Origin of the sequence: Arthrobacter rhombi (genome assembly GCF_039526245.1) — a bacterium.
Lineage (GTDB): Bacteria > Actinomycetota > Actinomycetes > Actinomycetales > Micrococcaceae > Arthrobacter_H > Arthrobacter_H rhombi.
In genome coordinates this window covers 19,209-36,595 of sequence record NZ_BAAAIV010000013.1, presented here as the reverse complement: position 1 = coordinate 36,595, position 17,387 = coordinate 19,209, and the positions used below count along the sequence as shown (strand labels likewise).

Below are 17,387 nucleotides of genomic sequence, written 5' to 3'. Positions count from 1 at the left end.
CCGCCTCACGTTCGGGAGCCACGCCCAGCGGGCTGGCCTCTTACACCACGCTAATGGGCACTACTGCAGGCCGGTCATTTGCCTGCAGTCCTCCAGGCCCCAGATCCGGTCTTGTTCGATGAAGGACTTCCTGGCCCACTGGTAGGCCTTTTCATGGCCTCGCGATGTTGCCTTGACCGTGATCTGGCCGATGGGCTTGCCCGCCGGATCGACCGCGACGAATGTATGCGACTTCTTGTGGACGTCCGCCCCAATTGCCACCACCATGGTAGGTACCTCCCTTTCACGCGAGGTTGAGGGTTGGGCCGGTCGGCGAACACGTCTCAGTGGGGCACCAACATGCTCCTATCAAGTCACGCCGGCCGGTTCTTCCACCGGTGGTCGACATAACGCATGCTGGCCACGACGTCTTTCGGCGACGGGCAGCCACCCTAAGAGCCAGGCCACCGGTGAAAGAATCCAACCACCGCAACACCTGCGGCGCTACCCATACTCACACTGAGGTCACCCTATCCGCTAGACACTATGACATAGGCACCCGCTGGGTGTCGTGGGACTGGAACCCCTGGTTCAAAGCAAGGCGTGGGTTGCCGGTCCTGCACTCTGTCCGTCCGTGGAGGGCGGGTGCGGACTGATAGAGCCACCGTGAGATCGGACGCAATGAGGCGCTGCACGGCTTTTTGGACCTCGAACCATCGTGCGTCCTCGGTCGAGTACTTTATTGGCTCGCTTGTTCGCCTGGTACGTGCTGATGCCGGCGACGAGCAACGACAGGGCCGCGATAATCAGGGCAATGACATCCATACGGCGATCTTGGCGTGAGACACGGACTCGAAGACGTGTCAGCGAACACCGATCATTCCGCGCAGTCTCATCATGAGATCAGACGCGTTCGACGCTATGTTCCGTGCCGCTACAGTCGACGCACTTGACGACCTGCTCATGCCAAATGCGCTCGGTGTCCTTCCTGCCGAACGACCAGCTCACACGACGAGGAAGTAACACCTCCCGTCAAAACGCTATACGCTATACCCGAACTCCACTAGGTCCTGATACGGAGCAACCTCTGGCTCCCCAATGGGAGCCGGCTTGAACCAACAGTCCGACGCAGAACGAATAGCGAATCGACCCAGACTCTCTGTGACGCTGCTCGAACATCGGCCCTTGGAGACATCGCGCCTTAGGAGGCCGCCGGCATGCTCTGAAGCTATTCGGGTCGTTGGTGAATCACCGACGGCCGGCGATCGACTTCACTTCCTCCGCTTCGAAAGCCAGGACGAAACCTGCTCTTTGAACGGCTTCAGGCGTCTGTACGCGTCACGCGCGAACGATATTTGCCACTCGAAATCCTCTTGGCGGAGCTCAGCATGAATATGAATGTAGTTTCGCGCCGTGTAGTAGCCAGCGATCTCGTGACCGAGGCTGTCGCTGAGGATACCTAAATCCACGGCAGCGGCAACCTTGCTATCAAACCGAACCTTTGACTCCTGCGTGCGGCGCGTCGCTTGAACTGCCCCGACGACGTCATCTGCGTCATCTGCATCGAGTTTACGAATGCGTTCCATGATGTAACCCGGCAGCTTCCGTTCGACCAGTGCGCTGTACTCGGATAGACGCTGGACTACCGGCTCGTTGGATGCCTCAACGAAAAGGAGATGGTGGATTGATGCTTCATAGATCGACGCGTACTGCTGAACCTGCAACTGGATCTGCGACTGCTTCGCCCACGGCTCGTCGATCCGCAGACCTTCCCAGAGCTTGTATAGATATCTTGCCGCGTAGAACTCCTGCCCAAGTCGGTCACGAAGGTCCAGGTCATCAATGAAGTCAAAGTAGTTGACGTGCCACTCGAGGTCGCCGGGCAAGTCGTTGCGGGCGTATTCCACCGTCTGTGAACGTGCAGGCTCTGGGAGGGGCATAGTCAATCCTTCGAACGTCGGTCCAGCTGTGCCCACTATACAATCGCGACCAGAGATCGCCGCGAGCACGATACATCCTCAGCGTCGCTTGCCCGAAACACCGACTAGACGTTAAACCTAAATTCAACCACGTCGCCGTCCTTCATGACGTAGTCCTTGCCTTCGATGCGCGCCTTGCCGGCTGCCTTGGCGGCAGCGGTCGAGCCAGCAGCAACCAAGTCATCGAATCCGATGACCTCGGCCTTGATGAAGCCGCGCTGGAAGTCAGTGTGGATCACCCCGGCCGCCTGCGGGGCGGTGTCGCCCTGGTGGATGGTCCAGGCCCGGGTCTCCTTCGGGCCAGCGGTCAGGTAGGTCTGCAAGCCCAGGGTGTTGAATCCGACGCGGGCCAGCTTGTCCAGGCCGGACTCGGCATAGCCGGCGTCTTCGAGCATCTCGGCGGCTTCGTCCTCTTCGAGTTCCACGAGATCGGATTCGAACTGTGCGTCCAGGAAGATGGCTTCGGCGGGCGCCACCAGGTCGGACAGGCGAGCCCGCAGGGCCTCGTCGGCCAATCCGTCCTCGTCCATGTTGAAGACGTAGATGAACGGCTTGGTGGTCATCAGCTGCAGCGAGGCGATTTCCGCAAGATCCAGCTTCGCGGCAGCGGCGCCGGCAAACAGGGTCGTCCCGGATTCGAGGACTTCCTGGGCCGTCTTGATGGCGGCCAGCAAGGAGGCATCGGCCTTCTTGGCCTTGACTTCCTTTTCCAGACGCGGCAGCTGGTTTTCAATCGTCTGCAGGTCGGCGAGGATCAGTTCGGTGGCGATCGTCTCGATGTCACCGGCCGGGTCAATCTCCCCGTTGACGTGGACCACGTCGGGATCGGAGAAGGCGCGGGTGACCTGGCAAATGGCGTCGGCCTCGCGGATGTTGGCCAGGAACTTGTTACCCAGCCCCTCCCCCTCGGACGCGCCCTTCACAATGCCGGCGATGTCGACGAACGACACCGTCGCCGGCAGGATCCGCTCGGATCCGAAGATCCCCGCAAGGACCTTCAACCGCGCATCGGGCAGGGGCACCACACCCACGTTCGGCTCAATCGTGGCGAACGGGTAGTTCGCCGCGAGAACCTGCGCGCGGGTCAGTGCATTGAACATAGTTGACTTGCCAACGTTGGGCAGTCCGACGATTCCGATAGTAAGAGCCACGGGAGACAACTCTACCTGCCCCAAACTGTCGGCGCAGGCTGGCAGAGTGGAGGCATGGACGCTTTTGCATGGGTTGTGTCGACTCTCACGCTGCTTTTGGGCCTGGTCATCGGGGCCGCGGGCCTCTGGATGCTGGGGTTGCGGGATCGCTTTTCCTCGCTCACGGAGCAGAACCGCCAGGCCACCCAGGAACTGGCCGCTGCCCAGTCATCGCTCGCCACGGCCCGCGGCCAGGTGGAATCGTTGCAGTCCCGCGCCGATGCCGACCGCGCCCGGGAGGGCGCTGACCGCCAGGTCCTCCAGGTCCTGGCACCGGTCGCGGAAAAACTCCACCAGGTCCAGCAGCAGGTGACCGTTCTGGAACGCGATCGCGTCGAACAATACGGCCAACTCAGCCAGCAGTTGAGCATGGCCGCCGAACAGGACGCAGCCATCCTGAGAACGACGTCGTCACTCGCCGGCGCACTGCGCAACACCTCGGCACGGGGCACCTGGGGTGAGGTGCAGTTGCGGCGAGTGGTCGAAGCCGCCGGGATGCTCTCACGTGTGGACTTCAACGAACAGGTCACCACATCCACCGGCAAGCGCCCCGACATGGTCATCACCCTTCCGGGTGGCAAATCGGTGGCCGTGGATTCGAAGGTTCCCCTGAACTCCTACCTGCTGGCGCAGGAGATCGACCTGCTGGCCGAGCCGGCCCGCGAGGCGGAGCGCCACGCGCTGCTCCAAGCCCATGCCAAGGCGCTACGCTCCCATGTCGATGACCTGGCCTCGAAGTCCTACTGGGAATCCATTCCGGGCAGCCCCGAACTGGTGGTCTGTTTCCTGCCGGCGGAATCGTTCCTGGCCGCCGCCGTCACCAGCGACCCCGACCTGCTGGATCATGCGTTCTCCCGCAATGTGGCCCTTGCGGCCCCAGCGACGCTGCTCTCGATTCTCAAGGGACTCTCGTTTGCCTGGCGGCAGGAGCTCCTGACGGAGAACGCCCGTGCGCTGTTCGACGAATCCCAGGAGCTCTACACCCGGCTGGGCACACTAGGCTCCCATGTCACGAAGCTCGGTTCCTCGCTGAAGTCGAGCGTGGAGAAGTACAACTCCTTCGTGGGAACGCTGGAGTCGCGGGTCCTGCCCTCGGTGCGACGGATCCAGAACCTCAACCCGGGCCACGGGGCGGACGCGGCCGACGGGGCAGGCTTGTCAGTCGCGCCGCTTGAATCGACGCCCCGGGTCCTCAGCGCCAGCGAATTGCTCTCCACGGATCCGCAACCGGATATCGGCAACGACGAGCGGAACAGCGAAAGCGCCTAGCGGCCGCCGCCGTGGCCGCCGAGACCGCGGGATGAGTCGCCGGCTTCCTTGAGCTTGGAGCGCAGTTCCTTGGGCAGCGAGAACAAGATGTCCTCCTCGGCGGTGACGACTTCCTCGGCGGGCCCAAATCCATACTCGGTCAGCAAGTCCAGCACTTCGCGGACCAGCACCTCGGGTACCGAGGCGCCGGAGGTGACGCCCACTCTGGAAATGCCTTCGAACCAGCCCTCGTCGATCTCGTTGGCGAAGTCCACGCGATGGGCGTACTTGGCCCCGTATTCGAGGGCAACTTCGACCAGGCGCACCGAGTTGGAGGAGTTTGCCGACCCGACGACGATGACCAGTTCGGCCTCGGGCGCGATCTTCTTGATGGCCGCCTGCCGGTTGGACGTGGCATAGCAGATGTCATCGCTGGGCGGGTCCTGCAGGTTCGGGAAGCGCTCGCGCAGGATGTGCACGATCTCCATCGTCTCATCGACCGAGAGCGTGGTCTGCGACAGCCAGATCAGGTGGTCCGGATCCTCGACCTCAACGGTGCGGGCCTCGGCCGGGTTGTTGACGATCGTCGTGCTCTCCGGAGCCTCGCCGAACGTCCCCTCGACCTCTTCGTGGCCCTCATGGCCGATGAGCAGGATGTGGTTGTCGGCCTTGGCGAAACGCACGGCTTCTCGGTGCACCTTGGTGACCAACGGGCACGTGGCATCGATGGTGCGCAGCTGGCGATCGGCGGCCGACTGCACGACGGCGGGGCTCACGCCATGTGCTGAAAAGACGACCAGGGCCCCCTCGGGGACCTCATCGGTCTCCTCCACGAAGATCGCACCGCGCTCCTCCAAGGTGGAGACAACGTGGATGTTGTGCACGATCTGTTTGCGCACGTACACCGGTGCACCGTAGTGCTCCAGTGCCTTCTCCACGGCGATCACGGCGCGGTCGACACCGGCGCAATATCCGCGGGGCGCGGCCAACAGCACGCGCTTGGGACCCTCGACGGGTGCGGCTGCGGCGATGTCCTCCGGGGAACGACGACGACGGGGCACCCGGGGCATGGGGACGGAAACCGGGACGGCAGGGCTGATGGACATGCCATCCATGCTATCCGTTCCTGCGGCGGTCCTCGATGCGTCGAATCACAACCCCGGCGACCACCACGATTCCGCCACCGATGAGGCAGAGGATCCCCGCCGATTCCAGCTGGCCGGACACGACAGCGGAGACATGGTCCCTGACTGCGTTGCCCAGCAACTGTCCGGCCTCCGGCACGCTGGGGCTGGCCCCGGACGGCACCACCGGCTGGCCACCGTTTCCCGCCGACCACGGATGGGTGAGCAAGACGATCGCCCAGATGCACGTCAGCAGTCCGCCCAGGGCCAGGACCGGGCCACGTCCACGGGGCTTGGCACACCCCAGGGCCGCCAAGGCTGCCACCACTGCCAGTGCGAGAGCCCCTCCCCAGAATCCGGCGGCCCACACCACCCGCGCAATGCGCAGCGAGCCCGCGGGATCGGTGCCCGGCAGGTCCAGCTCCACCGACGCGTCCACCTGCGTGGGCAGCGCCCCGGCCAGGAGCCCCAAGCCCAGGCCATCGGCGCCACTGCTGAGCCGTTTCACCCCTTGGGTGGCCAGCGTCCCCAATTCCAGGGTGGCCGTGGCAGTCTCTGCCTCCCCGTTCCGGACGGCCTCCAGCCGATGAACATACGCCACGCGGGAGTCCTCGACGCTGTCGATCCACGCCGGTTGGAACCCGCTGCTGTCCAGGACGGCCGTCACTGCCTTTTCGCTGGCGCGGTCCAGTACACCCTCCACGGCCTGCGGAACCTGCAGTCCGGCGGGGATCTGATCCACGATCCCGTGCAGGACCAACGGCGGAAGTGCCGCCCTGACCGCCTCGTCCTGGGGCAGCGACGCCGCGACGTCGCGGGCAGGACCCGGAGTGTGCGCCATCCGGTCCACTAGCGATCCCGTGACGGCTCCCAGGACCAGCAGGGATGCCAGGATCATCAGGAGCGTGGATACTGCAGTGCGCACTCAGCCCCCTCGGGTCTGTCTCGTTTCCCCCGGCGCGCCCTGAAGGACACGCCCATTTATCCCAGCCTACTGGTATGCATGTACATGGAACCGGAGCAGACCCGGACCGCACCGAGACCGGGGAGCATGAGCAGTGGAGAACCCGAACCCGCCCGAGGCGGACGGCCAACGGCCCGACGGCGGGGGTACCCTGCCACGCATGGCCGGCGACACGACCCCCGAGTCGCCCTGGCCACTGCGGGTCTTCTCCGAGAAGCTCAAGCAGCACATCGAACGCGCCCCCGCTGCCTGGATCGAGGGCCAGCTGCTGGAGGCCACCGTCCGCAACGGGCATGCCTACCTCACCATGCGCGACGTCGACGTCGAGTACTCCCTCTCGGTCAACGTCTGGGCCTCGGTCATGCGGCGTCTGGAGACCAAGCCCGAGGTCGGCTCCCGCGTGGTCGCCCGGGTGGCCCCGAACCTGTACCTGAAGACCGGCAGACTCTCCATGGTCGCCTCCGATGTCCGCCCCGTGGGCCTCGGCGATCTGCTGGCCCGCCTGGAGCGGCTGCGCCACGCATTGGCCGGCGAGGGGCTCTTCGATCCATCGCGGAAGCGCAGGCTGCCGCTGCTGCCGCAACGGATCGGGCTGATCACCGGCCGCAATTCCGACGCCGAGAATGACGTCATCCGCAACTCGACCCTGCGCTGGCCGGCAGTGGACTTCCTGGTCCGCAACACCGCAGTGCAGGGTGTCAATGCGGTTCCCGAGGTCATCGCCGCACTCCGCGAGCTGGATGCTGATCCGTCGGTGGACCTGATCGTCATCGCGCGCGGTGGCGGCGCACTGGAGGACCTGCTGCCGTTCAGTGCCGAGGAACTCGTGCGGGCCGTCGCCGACGCCACCACTCCCGTGGTCAGCGCCATCGGGCACGAGGCAGACCGTCCGATCCTGGACGACGTCGCGGACCTGCGCGCTTCCACACCGACCGACGCCGCCAAGCGGATCGTCCCCGACCTGGCCGAGGAGCGGCTCGGCATCGACCAGTCGCGCGCGCGGATGGACCGGGCCGTGTCCTTGTTCATCGACCGTGCCGGCCAACAGCTCGAGTCGCTGCGCACCCGGCCGGTCCTGTCCCATCCCGAGGGCATGGTCCAGGTGCGCAGTGAGGACCTGGAGCGCCTGCGCGAACGCTCCCACCGGTCCATCGACACGCTGCTCCGCCGGGGGCACGACGCCGTTGCCCACCTCCGCGCCCAAGTCAGGGCGCTCTCTCCCCAGCAGACACTGGACCGCGGCTACGCCGTCGTGCAGACGGCCGACGGAGCCGTGGTCCGCTCCCCCACAGATGCACCCACAGACACCGGTCTGGCCATCCGGCTGGCTCGCGGAAAACTCACCGCCGTCGTCCTCTCGACCGAGGACGATCCCCAGGAAGCGGCAGACAGGAAGGCAGCAGGATGACCGACACGGAGACGAACGCAGACATCGCCGGGCTCAGCTACGAACAGGCGCGTGAGGAACTGGTCGCCGTCGTCGCCCAGCTGGAGGCCGGCGGCGCCAGCCTGGAGCAGTCGCTCGCGCTGTGGGAACGCGGCGAGGCCCTGGCGGCGCGCTGTGAGGCCTGGCTCGAAGGGGCCCGCGAACGGCTCGATGCCGCCCGCAACCGCGCCGGCCGGGGCGATACCCCGGACGAGACCCCCGCCAACTGACGGTTACCCTGTCCGCTCCCCGCTCCCCGCTGTAGCGTGGGCATCCTCCGATGACGAGGGGTCGCTATGTTCCGCACACGGGTCCACAGCCTGAGCGTCTCCCTCGACGGCTATGCCGCCGGCGGGCACGTGAGCTTCGAGGAGCCCATCGGCGCCGCGGGTGCCCTTTTTTCCCGGTTCGATGGCCGGGTCATCGACGGGATCCAGCACGCCGACGCACCGATCACCGTCGACCGCTCCCTGACCAGCCTGTGGGGCCAGGGCATCGGCGCCGAGATCATGGGGCGCCGCAAGTTCGGACCGCAGACCGGCCCCTGGCCCGACGACGGATGGCGGGGCTGGTGGGACGACGATCCCCCCTTCCGCACACCGGTATTCGTCATGACCCACCACCCGCGGGAGCCCTTGGTCTTCGATAACGGCACCACCTTCCATTTCGTGGACGGCTCGGCCCGTGAGGTCCTCGCCCTGGCTCGGGAGGCGGCCGGCGGTGGTGACGTCCGACTGGGCGGCGGCCCCTCGACCGTGCGGCAGTTCCTCGAGGAGGACCTGGTGGACTTCATGCACCTGGTCGTGGTGCCCGTCGTCCTGGGCACCGGAGTCAGCCTGTGGGCAGGACTGGGCGGGATCCAGGACCGTTTCACCCTCGAGACGGTCTCGACCTCGAACGACCTGACCCACCAGTTCTGGAATCGCCAGACCACGGCCTGACCCCACGGGCCTCAGCCGACGTGGCGGGCGTCCTTCAGCCGTTGGCGTTCGGCATCGACGTCGAAGTCCGCGTCGGGCCACTGCGGGTCGATGCCGGCCAGGGTCTCGAGCAGCAGGTGCTGGACGGCCACCCGGGCATACCACTTGCGGTTGGCCGGCACCACGTACCAGGGGGCATGGTCGGCGTCGGTTTCCTGGATGGCCCGCTGGTAGGCCTGCATGTAGTCATCCCACAACAGGCGTTCGTCGATGTCCCCGGGGTTGTACTTCCAGTACTTGTCGGGCCGCTCGAGCCGTTCGTCGAGGCGCTGGTACTGCTCCTCGGGAGAGATGTGCAGCATGACCTTGATGATGCGGGTGCCCTCGTCGGAGATCCGCTGCTCGAACTCGCGGATTGCACCGTACCGGCGCTCCAGTTCCCCGGGGGCCGCCAGCGAGCGGACCTTACCAATGAGCACGTCCTCATAGTGCGAACGGTCGAAGACCCCGATCATGCCGGCAGCGGGAAGCCGGCGTTTAATCCGCCACAGGAAGTCGTGGCGTTGTTCGGCGGGCGTCGGGGCCTTGAAACCGTGGACCTGGACGCCCTGCGGATCGACGGTGCCGATGACGTGGCGGACAATCCCGCCCTTGCCGGCAGTGTCCATGGCCTGCAGGACCAGCAGGACCCGTGCCGGATCGTCTCCGCCCCGGGCCTGGGCATACAGGCGTTCTTGGAGCCCGTCCAGGCGCTCGTCGGCGGCCGCGAGGGCCTTGCGGCCGTCGGCTTTCTTGCCGGGGAACCCGGGTTTGGCCCCCGGGTCCGCGTCCTGCAACGAGAAACCGCGGCCGGCACGCAACACTGTCGATGCCGGATGGGTGAACCCATACGCCGCCCCGGGGAAGTCCTCGGTCTTGTCCTTCTTGCCCACCAGTGGCCCCTTTGCGCTTGCCACCGGCGGACCGTCCGCCGGTGGGCACCACTATGCCATCACCGGGTGAACGGGTCAGCGGCGGATGTCATCCAGGAACTCGGCAATCCGCCCGATGGCCTCTTCCAGGTCGCGTACCGACGGCAGGGTGACCAGGCGGAAGTGGTCAGGAGTGATCAGGTTGAAGGCCCGTCCATGGGAGATGAGGATCTTCTGCTGCTTGAGCAGGTCCAGCGCAAACTGCTCATCGTCGTCGAACTTGAAGACCTCGCGATCCAGCTTCGGGAACAGGTACATGGCGCCCTTGGCCTGCTGCACCGAGACACCTTCGATGTCATTGAGCATGCGATAGGCGATATCGCGCTGTTCCTTGAGCCGTCCACCCGGAAGGATCAGGTCGTTGATCGACTGGTAGCCACCCAACGCCGTCTGGATGGCGTGTTGGGCCGGGACGTTGGCGCACAGGCGCATGTTGGTGAGCAGGTTGATGCCCTCGATGTAGTCCGCCGCCAGGTGGCGGGGTCCTGAGATGGCCATCCAGCCGGCCCGGAACCCACAGATCCTGTAGGCCTTGGAGAGCCCGGAGAACGTCAGGATGAGCACATCGTCGGCCAGGGCTGCGGTGTTGTAGTGCACCGCATCGTCGTACAGGATCTTTTCGTAGATCTCATCGGAGAAGACAATCAACCCGTGTTTGCGGGCGATTTCGAGCATTCCCTCGATGATGTGCTTGGGGTAGACGGCACCGGTGGGGTTGTTCGGGTTGATGATCACCATGCCCTTGGTCCGCGGGGTGATCTTCGCCTCGAGGTCCTCCAGGTCGGGCAGCCACCCTTCCTCCTCGACGTTGCGGTAATGCACGGGAGTGCCTCCGGCCAGCGAGACCGACGCCGTCCACAGCGGGTAGTCCGGGGCCGGGATGAGGATCTCATCGCCGTTGTCCAGCAGCGCGTTCAGGCTCAGCGTGATCAGCTCGGAAACGCCGTTGCCCAGGTAGACGTCGTCGACACCGATCGTCTGGATTCCCCGGGTCTGGTAGTACTGCGAGACGGCGGTACGGGCGGAGAAGATGCCGCGCGAATCCGAGTACCCCTGCGCCTGGGGCAGGTTGCGGATGATGTCCACCAGGATCGCGTCCGGGGCCTCGTAACCGAAGATCCCCGGGTTGCCGATGTTCAGCTTCAGGATGCGGTGGCCCTCGGACTCCATGCGCTGGGCGTGTTCAAGCAGTGGTCCCCGGATGTCGTAGAGGACGTTGTGGAGCTTGTTGGACTGCTTGAATTCTGGCATCTGCCCAGCATATGACAGCGGCACCGTACGGCCGGGAATTGACCGTACGATGCCGCGACATGATCTGTCGTATTGGTGTCCGGCTATTTGCCGGCCAGGCCCTTTTCCTTCAGCCACTGTGCGGCTGCTTCGGAGGGGTCCAGCTTGGCATCACCTGAGACGTAGCCGTTGAGTTCGATCAGGTCATCGGTGCTCAATTCGCCGGAGACCTTGTTGAGCACGTCGGCTGCCTGCTGGTTGACGACACCGGTGTTGACCAGGGGCAGGACCTGGTTGGCGATGAAGTTGTCCTTCGGGTCCTCCAGGACCACGAGTCCGTTGTCCTTGATGGCCGGGCTGGTGGTGAAGATGTCGGCCACCTGGATCTGGTTGGTGATCAGCGCCTTCACGGTGACCGGGCCCCCGCCGTCGGAGATCGGCTCGAAGGACTTGGGGGTGCAGTCGTATGTGGACTTCAGGCCGGGCAGCCCGTAGGAGCGTTCCTTGAACTCCGGCGGAGCACCCAAGACGACCTGGTCGCAGACCTTGGCCAGGTCGGCGACGGACTTCAGGTTGTACTTCTCGGCGGTGGCTGCGGTGACGACAAGGGAGTCCTTGTCCTCGGCCTTGGAGGCCTTCAGCACGCCGAGTCCCTTCGGGACTGCCTTCTTCAGCGCGTTGGTGATGTCCCCGGCGGAGGCCTCGGTGGCGCCCTTGTCGAAGTAGGTCAGCAGGTTTCCGGAGTAGTCGGGCACGATGTCCGCCGAACCATCCTTGACGGCACCGACGTAGGCCTCACGGGCGCCAATGCCCGGCTTGGTGGTGGCTTCGATGCCGGCACCCTTGAGGGCACCGGCGTAGATCTCGGCGATGATCTCGCTTTCGGCGAAGTCAGCCGAGCCGACGACCAGTGGCCGGTCCAGGGCAGACCCGGAGGCCTGGGTGCTGTCGGTGGCGAGCGGATCGGATCCGCTGCAGGCCGAGAGTCCCAGCGTGGCGACGAGGCCCAGGGCTGCGCCCAGTGCCATCCGGCGGGCGGGGTGACGACGGGTGGTGGTGCGGATCATGGGGTGCCTCCTGTAGGGGTTCTCAGTCCGGGCGAGACGGCAGTCCTTTGGACCAGCGCCAGCACCGCATCCACCACAATAGCCAATGCGGCGATGACCACGGCACCGCCCAGGACCTGGGGATAGTCGCGCACGGCGATGCCGTCGATAAGGTAGCGGCCCAGACCGCCGAGGTTGATGACCGAGACGACCGCCACCGTGGCGATGACCTGCAGCACTGCCAGCCGCAGGGCACCCATCAGCACCGGGAGGGCGTTGGGCACCTCGACACGGAAGAGGACCTGGGTGCCGGTCAGCCCCATCGCCTTCGCCCCGTCGACGACTTGCGGGTCCACCGCCGAGATTCCGGCAGCGATGCCGGCCAGCAGCGGGGGCACGGCGAGCAGGACCAGCGCCCAGATCGGCGGCATGATGCCCAGGGTGCCGGAGAGCAGGATGAACAGGGTGACCATGCCCAGCGTGGGCAGGGCGCGCAGCATCCCGGAGCCGGCAATGACGGCGACCCGGCCCTTGCCGGTGTGCCCGACGAGCAGCCCGATGGGTACGGCGATCGCCAACGCGATGGCCAGCGTGATGCCGGTGTATTCCAGGTGTTCGACCAGCCGGGTCGGGATGCTGCCCGGTCCCGACAGGGTTCCCGGACGGGACAGCCAGTCCCCGAGGCCGCCGAAGGCGCCGGCAGCGGGTACGTGCACGGCGCTCATGCTGCCACCCACCGGGGGCGGCGCGGGCCACGACGGGCCCGTTCCCAGGGGGTCAGGAGCCGTTGGAGCAACACCAGGAGCAGGTCCATCACCAGGGCCAGGAGCAGCGTGGCCACGACGCCCACGGCGATCTCGAACGGGAAGTTACGGCGCAGCCCGTCCATGAACAGGGTCCCCAGGTTCTCGATCCCGATCAACGCACCGACGCTGACCAGCGAGATGTTGCTGACCGACACCACGCGCAGTGCCGGGAAGAGCACGGGCAACGACAGGGGCAGGTCCACCGTGAAGAACCGCCGTACCGGGCGGTAGCCCATGGCATCGGCGGCACGCAGCACCGCGGGGTCCACCGACTCCAGGGCGTCGGCTGCGCTGCGGACCAGCAGGGCGATCGCGTAGAGCGTCAGGGCGACGATGACGTTGGCCGGGTCCAGGATCTGCGTGCCCAGGATCGAGGGCAGCACGACGAACAGTGCCAGCGACGGGATGGTGTAGAGCAGGGCGCTGAGCTGGGTGACCCCGACCCGCAGGGCACGACGGCGGCCGGTGCCGTTGGAGCGGATCAGCCGGGCCGCGGGGATGGAGATCAGTGCAGCGAGCAGCAGCGGAAGGATCGATTGCACCAGGTGGCTACCGGCCAGGTGGGCGATCTGGTCGAGATGCCCCTCAAGCCACAACATCCTGGTCCCTCCCGCCGATCTGGCGACCGATCTCGGCGGCGTCCAGGACTCCGGCGATGGCTCCGTCGTCGGTGCGGGCCACCGCCAATCCGGACAGGGAGGTCAGCGCTGCGTCCAGGGCGGCGCGGACGCTGGCCGCGCGCGGGATGGCCACGGCCGCCGCAAGGTCAGCTTCGGAGTATCCGGCGGCCGGGCTCCACTGCAGCTCGGTGGCGGGCCGGAAGGACAGGGCACGGAAGCCGCGGTCGCGGCCGATGAACCGGGCCACGAAGTCGTTGGCGGGCGCGCGCAGGAGCTCGGACGGCGGGCAGAACTGCTGCAGCACTCCCCCGGCGCCCATGACCGCCACCTGGTCACCCAACAGGATGGCCTCGTCGATGTCGTGGGTGACGAACACGATGGTCTTGGACAGCTGGTCCTGCAGGCGCAGCAATTCGTTCTGCAATTCGGTGCGGACCACCGGGTCCACTGCGCTGAAGGGCTCATCCATGAGCAGGATGGGCGGGTCGGCGGCCAGCGCACGGGCGACGCCGACGCGTTGCTGTTGTCCGCCGGAGAGCTGGGCGGGGTAGCGTCCTGCCAGGTTGGCGTCGAGCCCGACGGTCTCCAGCAATTCGAGGGATCGACGCCGGGCCTCGGCCTTGGACGTGCCGAGCAGCCGGGGAACGGTGGCGATGTTCTCGGCAATGGTGCGGTGAGGCATCAGCCCGCCGGCCTGCATAACGTAGCCCATGGAGCGGCGCAGCTCGTGGGGGGCGATGCCGGAAATATCCCGGCCATCGACCTCGATGGTGCCGGAGGTGGCGTCGACCATGCGGTTAACCATGCGCAGTGAGGTGGTCTTGCCGCAGCCGGACGGGCCGACGAAGACGGTGATGCTGGCTTCGGGGATATCCAGGGTGAGATCGGTGACCGCGGGGGCCCCGCCGTCGTACTTCTTGCCGACGTGCTCAAAGCGGATCATGCGCCGCCCCTTTCCAGTCGTTCGTGGTGGGCCTTCACGGCCCAGTCGACGCGTGAGGTGCGCTCCAGCCGGGCCAGGTCATCGAGGTCGAACCAGCCGGCCTGCGACGTCGTGCCGTCACGTTCGAAGGCCAGGTCGCCGCCGGTGATCTCCGCGCTGTAGAGCACGGCGACGGTTTGCAGCGGCCGTTCGGTGGGGCTCAGCCGGGACTCGGCGGGGATGTGCCCGGCGTCGACATCGAGCAGGCCGGTCAGCCGGACGTCGTACCCGGTCTCCTCGGCGACCTCGCGGACGGCGCCGTCTTCGATGGACTCCCCGAGCTCGACTCCCCCGCCCGGCAACGTCCACCGCGGACTGAACCCGGGCAGTGTGGGCCGCATGTCCCACAGGGCCAACAGGATCTGCCGTTCGCGCACGATGACGCAGTAGGCGGCCAGACGCGTATCGAAACCTGTACCGGGGTTTCCGGGCGCAGTAGTCATTCGACCAGCGTACTGTGCGCCGGGCCCACAGTGACCGGCACGCCGCACGCATGTGGTGGAATATCCTCATGTCACCCGCCCCGAAGACCTCCTCGAACGCCCCCTTGGACGAGGTCGACCGCGTCCTGATCACCGAACTGCTCGCCGATGCCCGGATCAGCAACGCGGCGCTGGCCCAGCGGGCCGGCATCGCCCCGTCGACGGCACTGCTGCGCACCCGACAGCTGGTGGAGCGCGGGATCATCGAGGGCTACCACGCCCGGTTGAACCTGCCGGCGGTGGGGCGCAGCGTCCAGGCGCTGATCTCGGTGAAGTTGAGGGTGCACGACCGGGTGCAGATCGACCGGTTCACCGGCCGGGTGCCGCAACTGCCGGAGGTCCTCTCGTTCTTCCACGTCTCCGGGGGCACCGACTACCTGTTGCACGTGGCAGTGCCCTCGACCGAGGCACTACGGGATTGGGTGCTGGACCATCTGGCCACCGACGAGGCGGTGGGGCATACGGAGACCACGCTGGTGTTCGACCATGTGCAGGGCCAGGCCGGACCGCTCTGAGCCCGGCGTCTCAGCCCCGGGTGCGCCGCCCGTCGCGGAACACGCTGGCGGCGACGGCCAGGCAGCCGGCGGCGATGACCGCTGCGAACCAGGCCACGGCGGCCGGGAGGCCGATGACCCCCGCGGCGAGTCCCAGCCCGAGCACGGGCACCGCGCTGCCGAGGTAGGTCACGACGTAGACGGTGCTGATCACCTGGGCGTGCCGTGCCGGTTCGACGGCCAGGGCCACATCGTTGAAGGCGGTCCGGAACGCCGTACCCTGCCCGGCACCGGCGAGCAGGCTCGCGGCCACCAGCAGCGGCAGGCTGCGCACCGACCCGGAGATGGCGATCAGCACGATTCCTGCCGCCATGGCCACCAGCGCCCAGGGCAGCAGGTTGCGGTGCGAGCGCCCCAGCAGTTGGGCCGCTGCGGAGGCGGCGAGGGTCAGGGCGGCCAGGACGCCGATGCCGGCCAGTGAGCCGATGCCGAACAGATCGGAGAAGTAGCGCGGGGCCAGCGAGAGCCCGAAGCCGAAAAGTGCGAAGCTCAGGAACCCGATCGACGCCGCCCGGCGGAACTGGGTGCGGGCATCGGCGACCGGGCCGATCCGGCGCGGCCGCAGGGCGCGGACCGCTCCGTGGCCGGGGGCCGGTGACAGGGCCGGCCGTGCCTTGAGTGCCCAGAGCGGGATCAGCACCACCAGCAGGGCCGCACCGAGCAGCAGGAACGGGGTGCGCGTCGGATGCGGCAGCACGCCCATCAGCCCTCCGAGCACCGGCCCGGCGGCCACCCCCGAGGAGGACGCCAGCAGCGTCAACCGGCCGGCCCATTCGGGGTTGCGCGGCAGCAGTTCGCGCAGGGCGGCACTGCTGGCCCCGGTGCACAGGGCGACGGCGGCCCCCTGCAGGATGCGCCCCAGGATCAACCCGCCGAGGCTGGACGCTGTGCCGAAGACGCCGACGCCGGCCACGCCCACCAGCACTGCCAGCACCAGTGCCGCACGGCGGCCGATGTGATCGGACCAGTGCCCGTAGAGCACCAGTCCGGCCATCAGGGCCAGCACGTAGGAGGCGAACGCCAGCGTCACCGCGAACGGCCCCAGGTCCAGGCGTTCCTGCAGCAGCGGATACAAGGGGGTGGCCAGGTTGGCGCAGATGAGCAGCAGCACGGTGGCGGCAAAGGTCAAGACCAGCCGGGCCTTCACGGAGGCGTCCCAGCCGGCGCGGGCGCTGCTGGCGGGTTGGGCGCGCATGCGCAATTCGCTGATGACGGTCACGGTGGCCTCACGGGGTGGTTCGGGCTGGCGGCCCCGACGGTGGGTGTCCCGACGTGGCCTTTCAATCACCATTCTGCGTTCCACGACGCCAAATAGACGCTCAGATCCCTGAACATTGATGATCCTGATTAGGATTGGCCCCCAATGTGATCTACTGGAGCACATCATGGCTACTTTTGATGCGCTGGAACTGCGCCTGGTGATCGCGCTGCTCGAAGACCCCCGCGCGCAGATCGGCGAGCTGTCCGCCACCTTGGGCGTCGCCCGCAACACGGTGCAGTCACGGCTCAAGCGGCTGGACCGCGCCGGTGTGCTGCGCGCCGGCGGCCGCGAGGTCGACCTCGCGGCGCTGGGCTACGACGTGCTGGCCTTCATCACCATCGAGGTCTCGCACCGCGAGCTCGACGCGGTCATCGCCGCGCTGCGCCAGCAGGAGCAGGTGCTCGAAGTGCACGAGATCTCCGGCCGCGGTGACATCTGGTGCCGCGTCGTGGCCTTGGACACCCACCACCTCCAGAGCGTGCTGCGCTCGATCCTGCGGATGCGCGGGGTGATCCGCACCGAGACGTCGCTGGCGTTGAGCGAGCACATCGGATACCGCGCCGAACCGCTGCTGCGCCACCTCGCCGCCGGGGCCAGGCACTAGG

The 17,387-nt window shown here is 66.8% G+C and carries 19 protein-coding genes; 6 read left to right on the top strand and 13 right to left on the bottom strand.

All coding sequences use genetic code 11. The annotated features are described in order from the left end of the window. Positions 1-60 precede the first annotated feature (60 nt). From ABD088_RS13235 to ychF, 3 genes are all read right to left on the bottom strand, one after another. Positions 61-267, bottom strand: coding sequence for a hypothetical protein (locus tag ABD088_RS13235; RefSeq protein ID WP_343902419.1), 207 nt, complete (start codon positions 265-267; stop codon positions 61-63). A gap of 983 nt (positions 268-1,250) precedes the next feature. After that, positions 1,251-1,919, bottom strand: coding sequence for a hypothetical protein (locus ABD088_RS13230; RefSeq protein WP_343902418.1), 669 nt, complete (start codon positions 1,917-1,919; stop codon positions 1,251-1,253). Between the two features lie 104 nt (positions 1,920-2,023). Continuing rightward, entirely contained in the window at positions 2,024-3,109 is a 1,086-nt protein-coding gene (gene ychF, locus ABD088_RS13225; protein WP_343902417.1) for a redox-regulated ATPase YchF, read from the bottom strand. 54 nt (positions 3,110-3,163) lie between these two features. Here ychF and ABD088_RS13220 point away from each other — a divergent pair, with 54 nt between their 5' ends. Further along, on the top strand, positions 3,164-4,417 hold the full coding sequence (locus ABD088_RS13220) for a DNA recombination protein RmuC (protein ID WP_343902416.1): 1,254 nt from the start codon (positions 3,164-3,166) through the stop codon (positions 4,415-4,417). Here the strand turns inward: ABD088_RS13220 and ABD088_RS13215 are convergent. Further along, positions 4,414-5,502 (bottom strand): 4-hydroxy-3-methylbut-2-enyl diphosphate reductase, encoded by a 1,089-nt coding sequence (locus ABD088_RS13215; RefSeq protein ID WP_343902415.1) that lies wholly within the window; start codon positions 5,500-5,502, stop codon positions 4,414-4,416. The genes ABD088_RS13220 and ABD088_RS13215 overlap by 4 nt on opposite strands. Positions 5,503-5,512: 10 nt before the next feature. Continuing rightward, the gene (locus ABD088_RS13210; RefSeq protein ID WP_343902414.1) at positions 5,513-6,445 is read right to left on the bottom strand and encodes a hypothetical protein; all 933 of its coding nucleotides are present in this window, start codon (positions 6,443-6,445) and stop codon (positions 5,513-5,515) included. A 199-nt stretch (positions 6,446-6,644) separates the two neighbouring features. Here ABD088_RS13210 and xseA point away from each other — a divergent pair, with 199 nt between their 5' ends. The 3 genes from xseA to ABD088_RS13195 all read left to right on the top strand — a co-directional run bounded on the left by xseA (position 6,645) and on the right by ABD088_RS13195 (position 8,851). Then, positions 6,645-7,892, top strand: a complete 1,248-nt coding sequence (gene xseA / locus ABD088_RS13205) for an exodeoxyribonuclease VII large subunit (protein ID WP_343902413.1) — start codon at positions 6,645-6,647, stop codon at positions 7,890-7,892. Beyond that, positions 7,889-8,140, top strand: coding sequence for an exodeoxyribonuclease VII small subunit (locus ABD088_RS13200; protein ID WP_343902412.1), 252 nt, complete (start codon positions 7,889-7,891; stop codon positions 8,138-8,140). The genes xseA and ABD088_RS13200 overlap by 4 nt, the downstream gene beginning before the upstream one ends. Positions 8,141-8,206: 66 nt before the next feature. After that, positions 8,207-8,851, top strand: coding sequence for a dihydrofolate reductase family protein (locus tag ABD088_RS13195; RefSeq protein ID WP_343902411.1), 645 nt, complete (start codon positions 8,207-8,209; stop codon positions 8,849-8,851). Between the two features lie 11 nt (positions 8,852-8,862). On the opposite strand, the gene ABD088_RS13190 is transcribed toward ABD088_RS13195, so the two are convergent. The 7 genes from ABD088_RS13190 to ABD088_RS13160 all read right to left on the bottom strand — a co-directional run bounded on the left by ABD088_RS13190 (position 8,863) and on the right by ABD088_RS13160 (position 14,928). Then, positions 8,863-9,693: a PPK2 family polyphosphate kinase gene (locus ABD088_RS13190; RefSeq protein ID WP_372711323.1), complete on the bottom strand. Its 831-nt coding sequence runs from the start codon at positions 9,691-9,693 to the stop codon at positions 8,863-8,865. Between the two features lie 144 nt (positions 9,694-9,837). Continuing rightward, positions 9,838-11,052, bottom strand: coding sequence for a pyridoxal phosphate-dependent aminotransferase (locus ABD088_RS13185; protein WP_343902410.1), 1,215 nt, complete (start codon positions 11,050-11,052; stop codon positions 9,838-9,840). An 83-nt stretch (positions 11,053-11,135) separates the two neighbouring features. Next, positions 11,136-12,098, bottom strand: coding sequence for an ABC transporter substrate-binding protein (locus ABD088_RS13180; protein WP_372711318.1), 963 nt, complete (start codon positions 12,096-12,098; stop codon positions 11,136-11,138). Next, entirely contained in the window at positions 12,095-12,802 is a 708-nt protein-coding gene (locus ABD088_RS13175) for an ABC transporter permease (RefSeq protein WP_343902409.1), read from the bottom strand. The genes ABD088_RS13180 and ABD088_RS13175 overlap by 4 nt, the downstream gene beginning before the upstream one ends. Continuing rightward, positions 12,799-13,482, bottom strand: coding sequence for an ABC transporter permease (locus tag ABD088_RS13170; protein WP_343902408.1), 684 nt, complete (start codon positions 13,480-13,482; stop codon positions 12,799-12,801). Before ABD088_RS13170 ends, ABD088_RS13175 begins: the two co-directional genes overlap by 4 nt. Further along, positions 13,469-14,446 (bottom strand): ABC transporter ATP-binding protein, encoded by a 978-nt coding sequence (locus ABD088_RS13165; RefSeq protein ID WP_343902407.1) that lies wholly within the window; start codon positions 14,444-14,446, stop codon positions 13,469-13,471. Before ABD088_RS13165 ends, ABD088_RS13170 begins: the two co-directional genes overlap by 14 nt. Beyond that, positions 14,443-14,928, bottom strand: a complete 486-nt coding sequence (locus ABD088_RS13160; protein WP_343902406.1) for an NUDIX hydrolase — start codon at positions 14,926-14,928, stop codon at positions 14,443-14,445. Before ABD088_RS13160 ends, ABD088_RS13165 begins: the two co-directional genes overlap by 4 nt. A gap of 68 nt (positions 14,929-14,996) precedes the next feature. On the opposite strand from ABD088_RS13160, the gene ABD088_RS13155 reads away from it, so the two are divergent. Next, positions 14,997-15,482, top strand: coding sequence for an Lrp/AsnC family transcriptional regulator (locus ABD088_RS13155; protein WP_343902405.1), 486 nt, complete (start codon positions 14,997-14,999; stop codon positions 15,480-15,482). A gap of 10 nt (positions 15,483-15,492) precedes the next feature. Here the strand turns inward: ABD088_RS13155 and ABD088_RS13150 are convergent, their stop codons facing one another. Beyond that, positions 15,493-16,812: an MFS transporter gene (locus ABD088_RS13150; RefSeq protein WP_343902404.1), complete on the bottom strand. Its 1,320-nt coding sequence runs from the start codon at positions 16,810-16,812 to the stop codon at positions 15,493-15,495. A gap of 94 nt (positions 16,813-16,906) precedes the next feature. Here ABD088_RS13150 and ABD088_RS13145 point away from each other — a divergent pair, with 94 nt between their 5' ends. Continuing rightward, a complete protein-coding gene (locus ABD088_RS13145; protein ID WP_343902403.1) occupies positions 16,907-17,386 on the top strand; it encodes an Lrp/AsnC family transcriptional regulator in 480 nt (159 codons plus the stop codon). Position 17,387: the final 1 nt, after the last annotated feature.

Excerpts from the sequence above, each read along its gene's own strand:
- ABD088_RS13235 (WP_343902419.1), bottom strand. The coding sequence starts at position 267 with ATGGTGGTGGCAATTGGGGCGGACGTCCACAAGAAGTCGCATACATTC.
- ABD088_RS13230 (WP_343902418.1), bottom strand. The coding sequence starts at position 1,919 with ATGCCCCTCCCAGAGCCTGCACGTTCACAGACGGTGGAATACGCCCGC.
- ABD088_RS13220 (WP_343902416.1), top strand. The coding sequence starts at position 3,164 with ATGGACGCTTTTGCATGGGTTGTGTCGACTCTCACGCTGCTTTTGGGC.
- ABD088_RS13215 (WP_343902415.1), bottom strand. The coding sequence starts at position 5,502 with ATGTCCATCAGCCCTGCCGTCCCGGTTTCCGTCCCCATGCCCCGGGTG.
- xseA (WP_343902413.1), top strand. The coding sequence starts at position 6,645 with ATGGCCGGCGACACGACCCCCGAGTCGCCCTGGCCACTGCGGGTCTTC.
- ABD088_RS13200 (WP_343902412.1), top strand. The coding sequence starts at position 7,889 with ATGACCGACACGGAGACGAACGCAGACATCGCCGGGCTCAGCTACGAA.
- ABD088_RS13195 (WP_343902411.1), top strand. The coding sequence starts at position 8,207 with ATGTTCCGCACACGGGTCCACAGCCTGAGCGTCTCCCTCGACGGCTAT.
- ABD088_RS13185 (WP_343902410.1), bottom strand. The coding sequence starts at position 11,052 with ATGCCAGAATTCAAGCAGTCCAACAAGCTCCACAACGTCCTCTACGAC.
- ABD088_RS13180 (WP_372711318.1), bottom strand. The coding sequence starts at position 12,098 with ATGATCCGCACCACCACCCGTCGTCACCCCGCCCGCCGGATGGCACTG.
- ABD088_RS13175 (WP_343902409.1), bottom strand. The coding sequence starts at position 12,802 with ATGAGCGCCGTGCACGTACCCGCTGCCGGCGCCTTCGGCGGCCTCGGG.
- ABD088_RS13170 (WP_343902408.1), bottom strand. The coding sequence starts at position 13,482 with ATGTTGTGGCTTGAGGGGCATCTCGACCAGATCGCCCACCTGGCCGGT.
- ABD088_RS13165 (WP_343902407.1), bottom strand. The coding sequence starts at position 14,446 with ATGATCCGCTTTGAGCACGTCGGCAAGAAGTACGACGGCGGGGCCCCC.
- ABD088_RS13160 (WP_343902406.1), bottom strand. The coding sequence starts at position 14,928 with ATGACTACTGCGCCCGGAAACCCCGGTACAGGTTTCGATACGCGTCTG.
- ABD088_RS13155 (WP_343902405.1), top strand. The coding sequence starts at position 14,997 with ATGTCACCCGCCCCGAAGACCTCCTCGAACGCCCCCTTGGACGAGGTC.
- ABD088_RS13150 (WP_343902404.1), bottom strand. The coding sequence starts at position 16,812 with ATGGTGATTGAAAGGCCACGTCGGGACACCCACCGTCGGGGCCGCCAG.
- ABD088_RS13145 (WP_343902403.1), top strand. The coding sequence starts at position 16,907 with ATGGCTACTTTTGATGCGCTGGAACTGCGCCTGGTGATCGCGCTGCTC.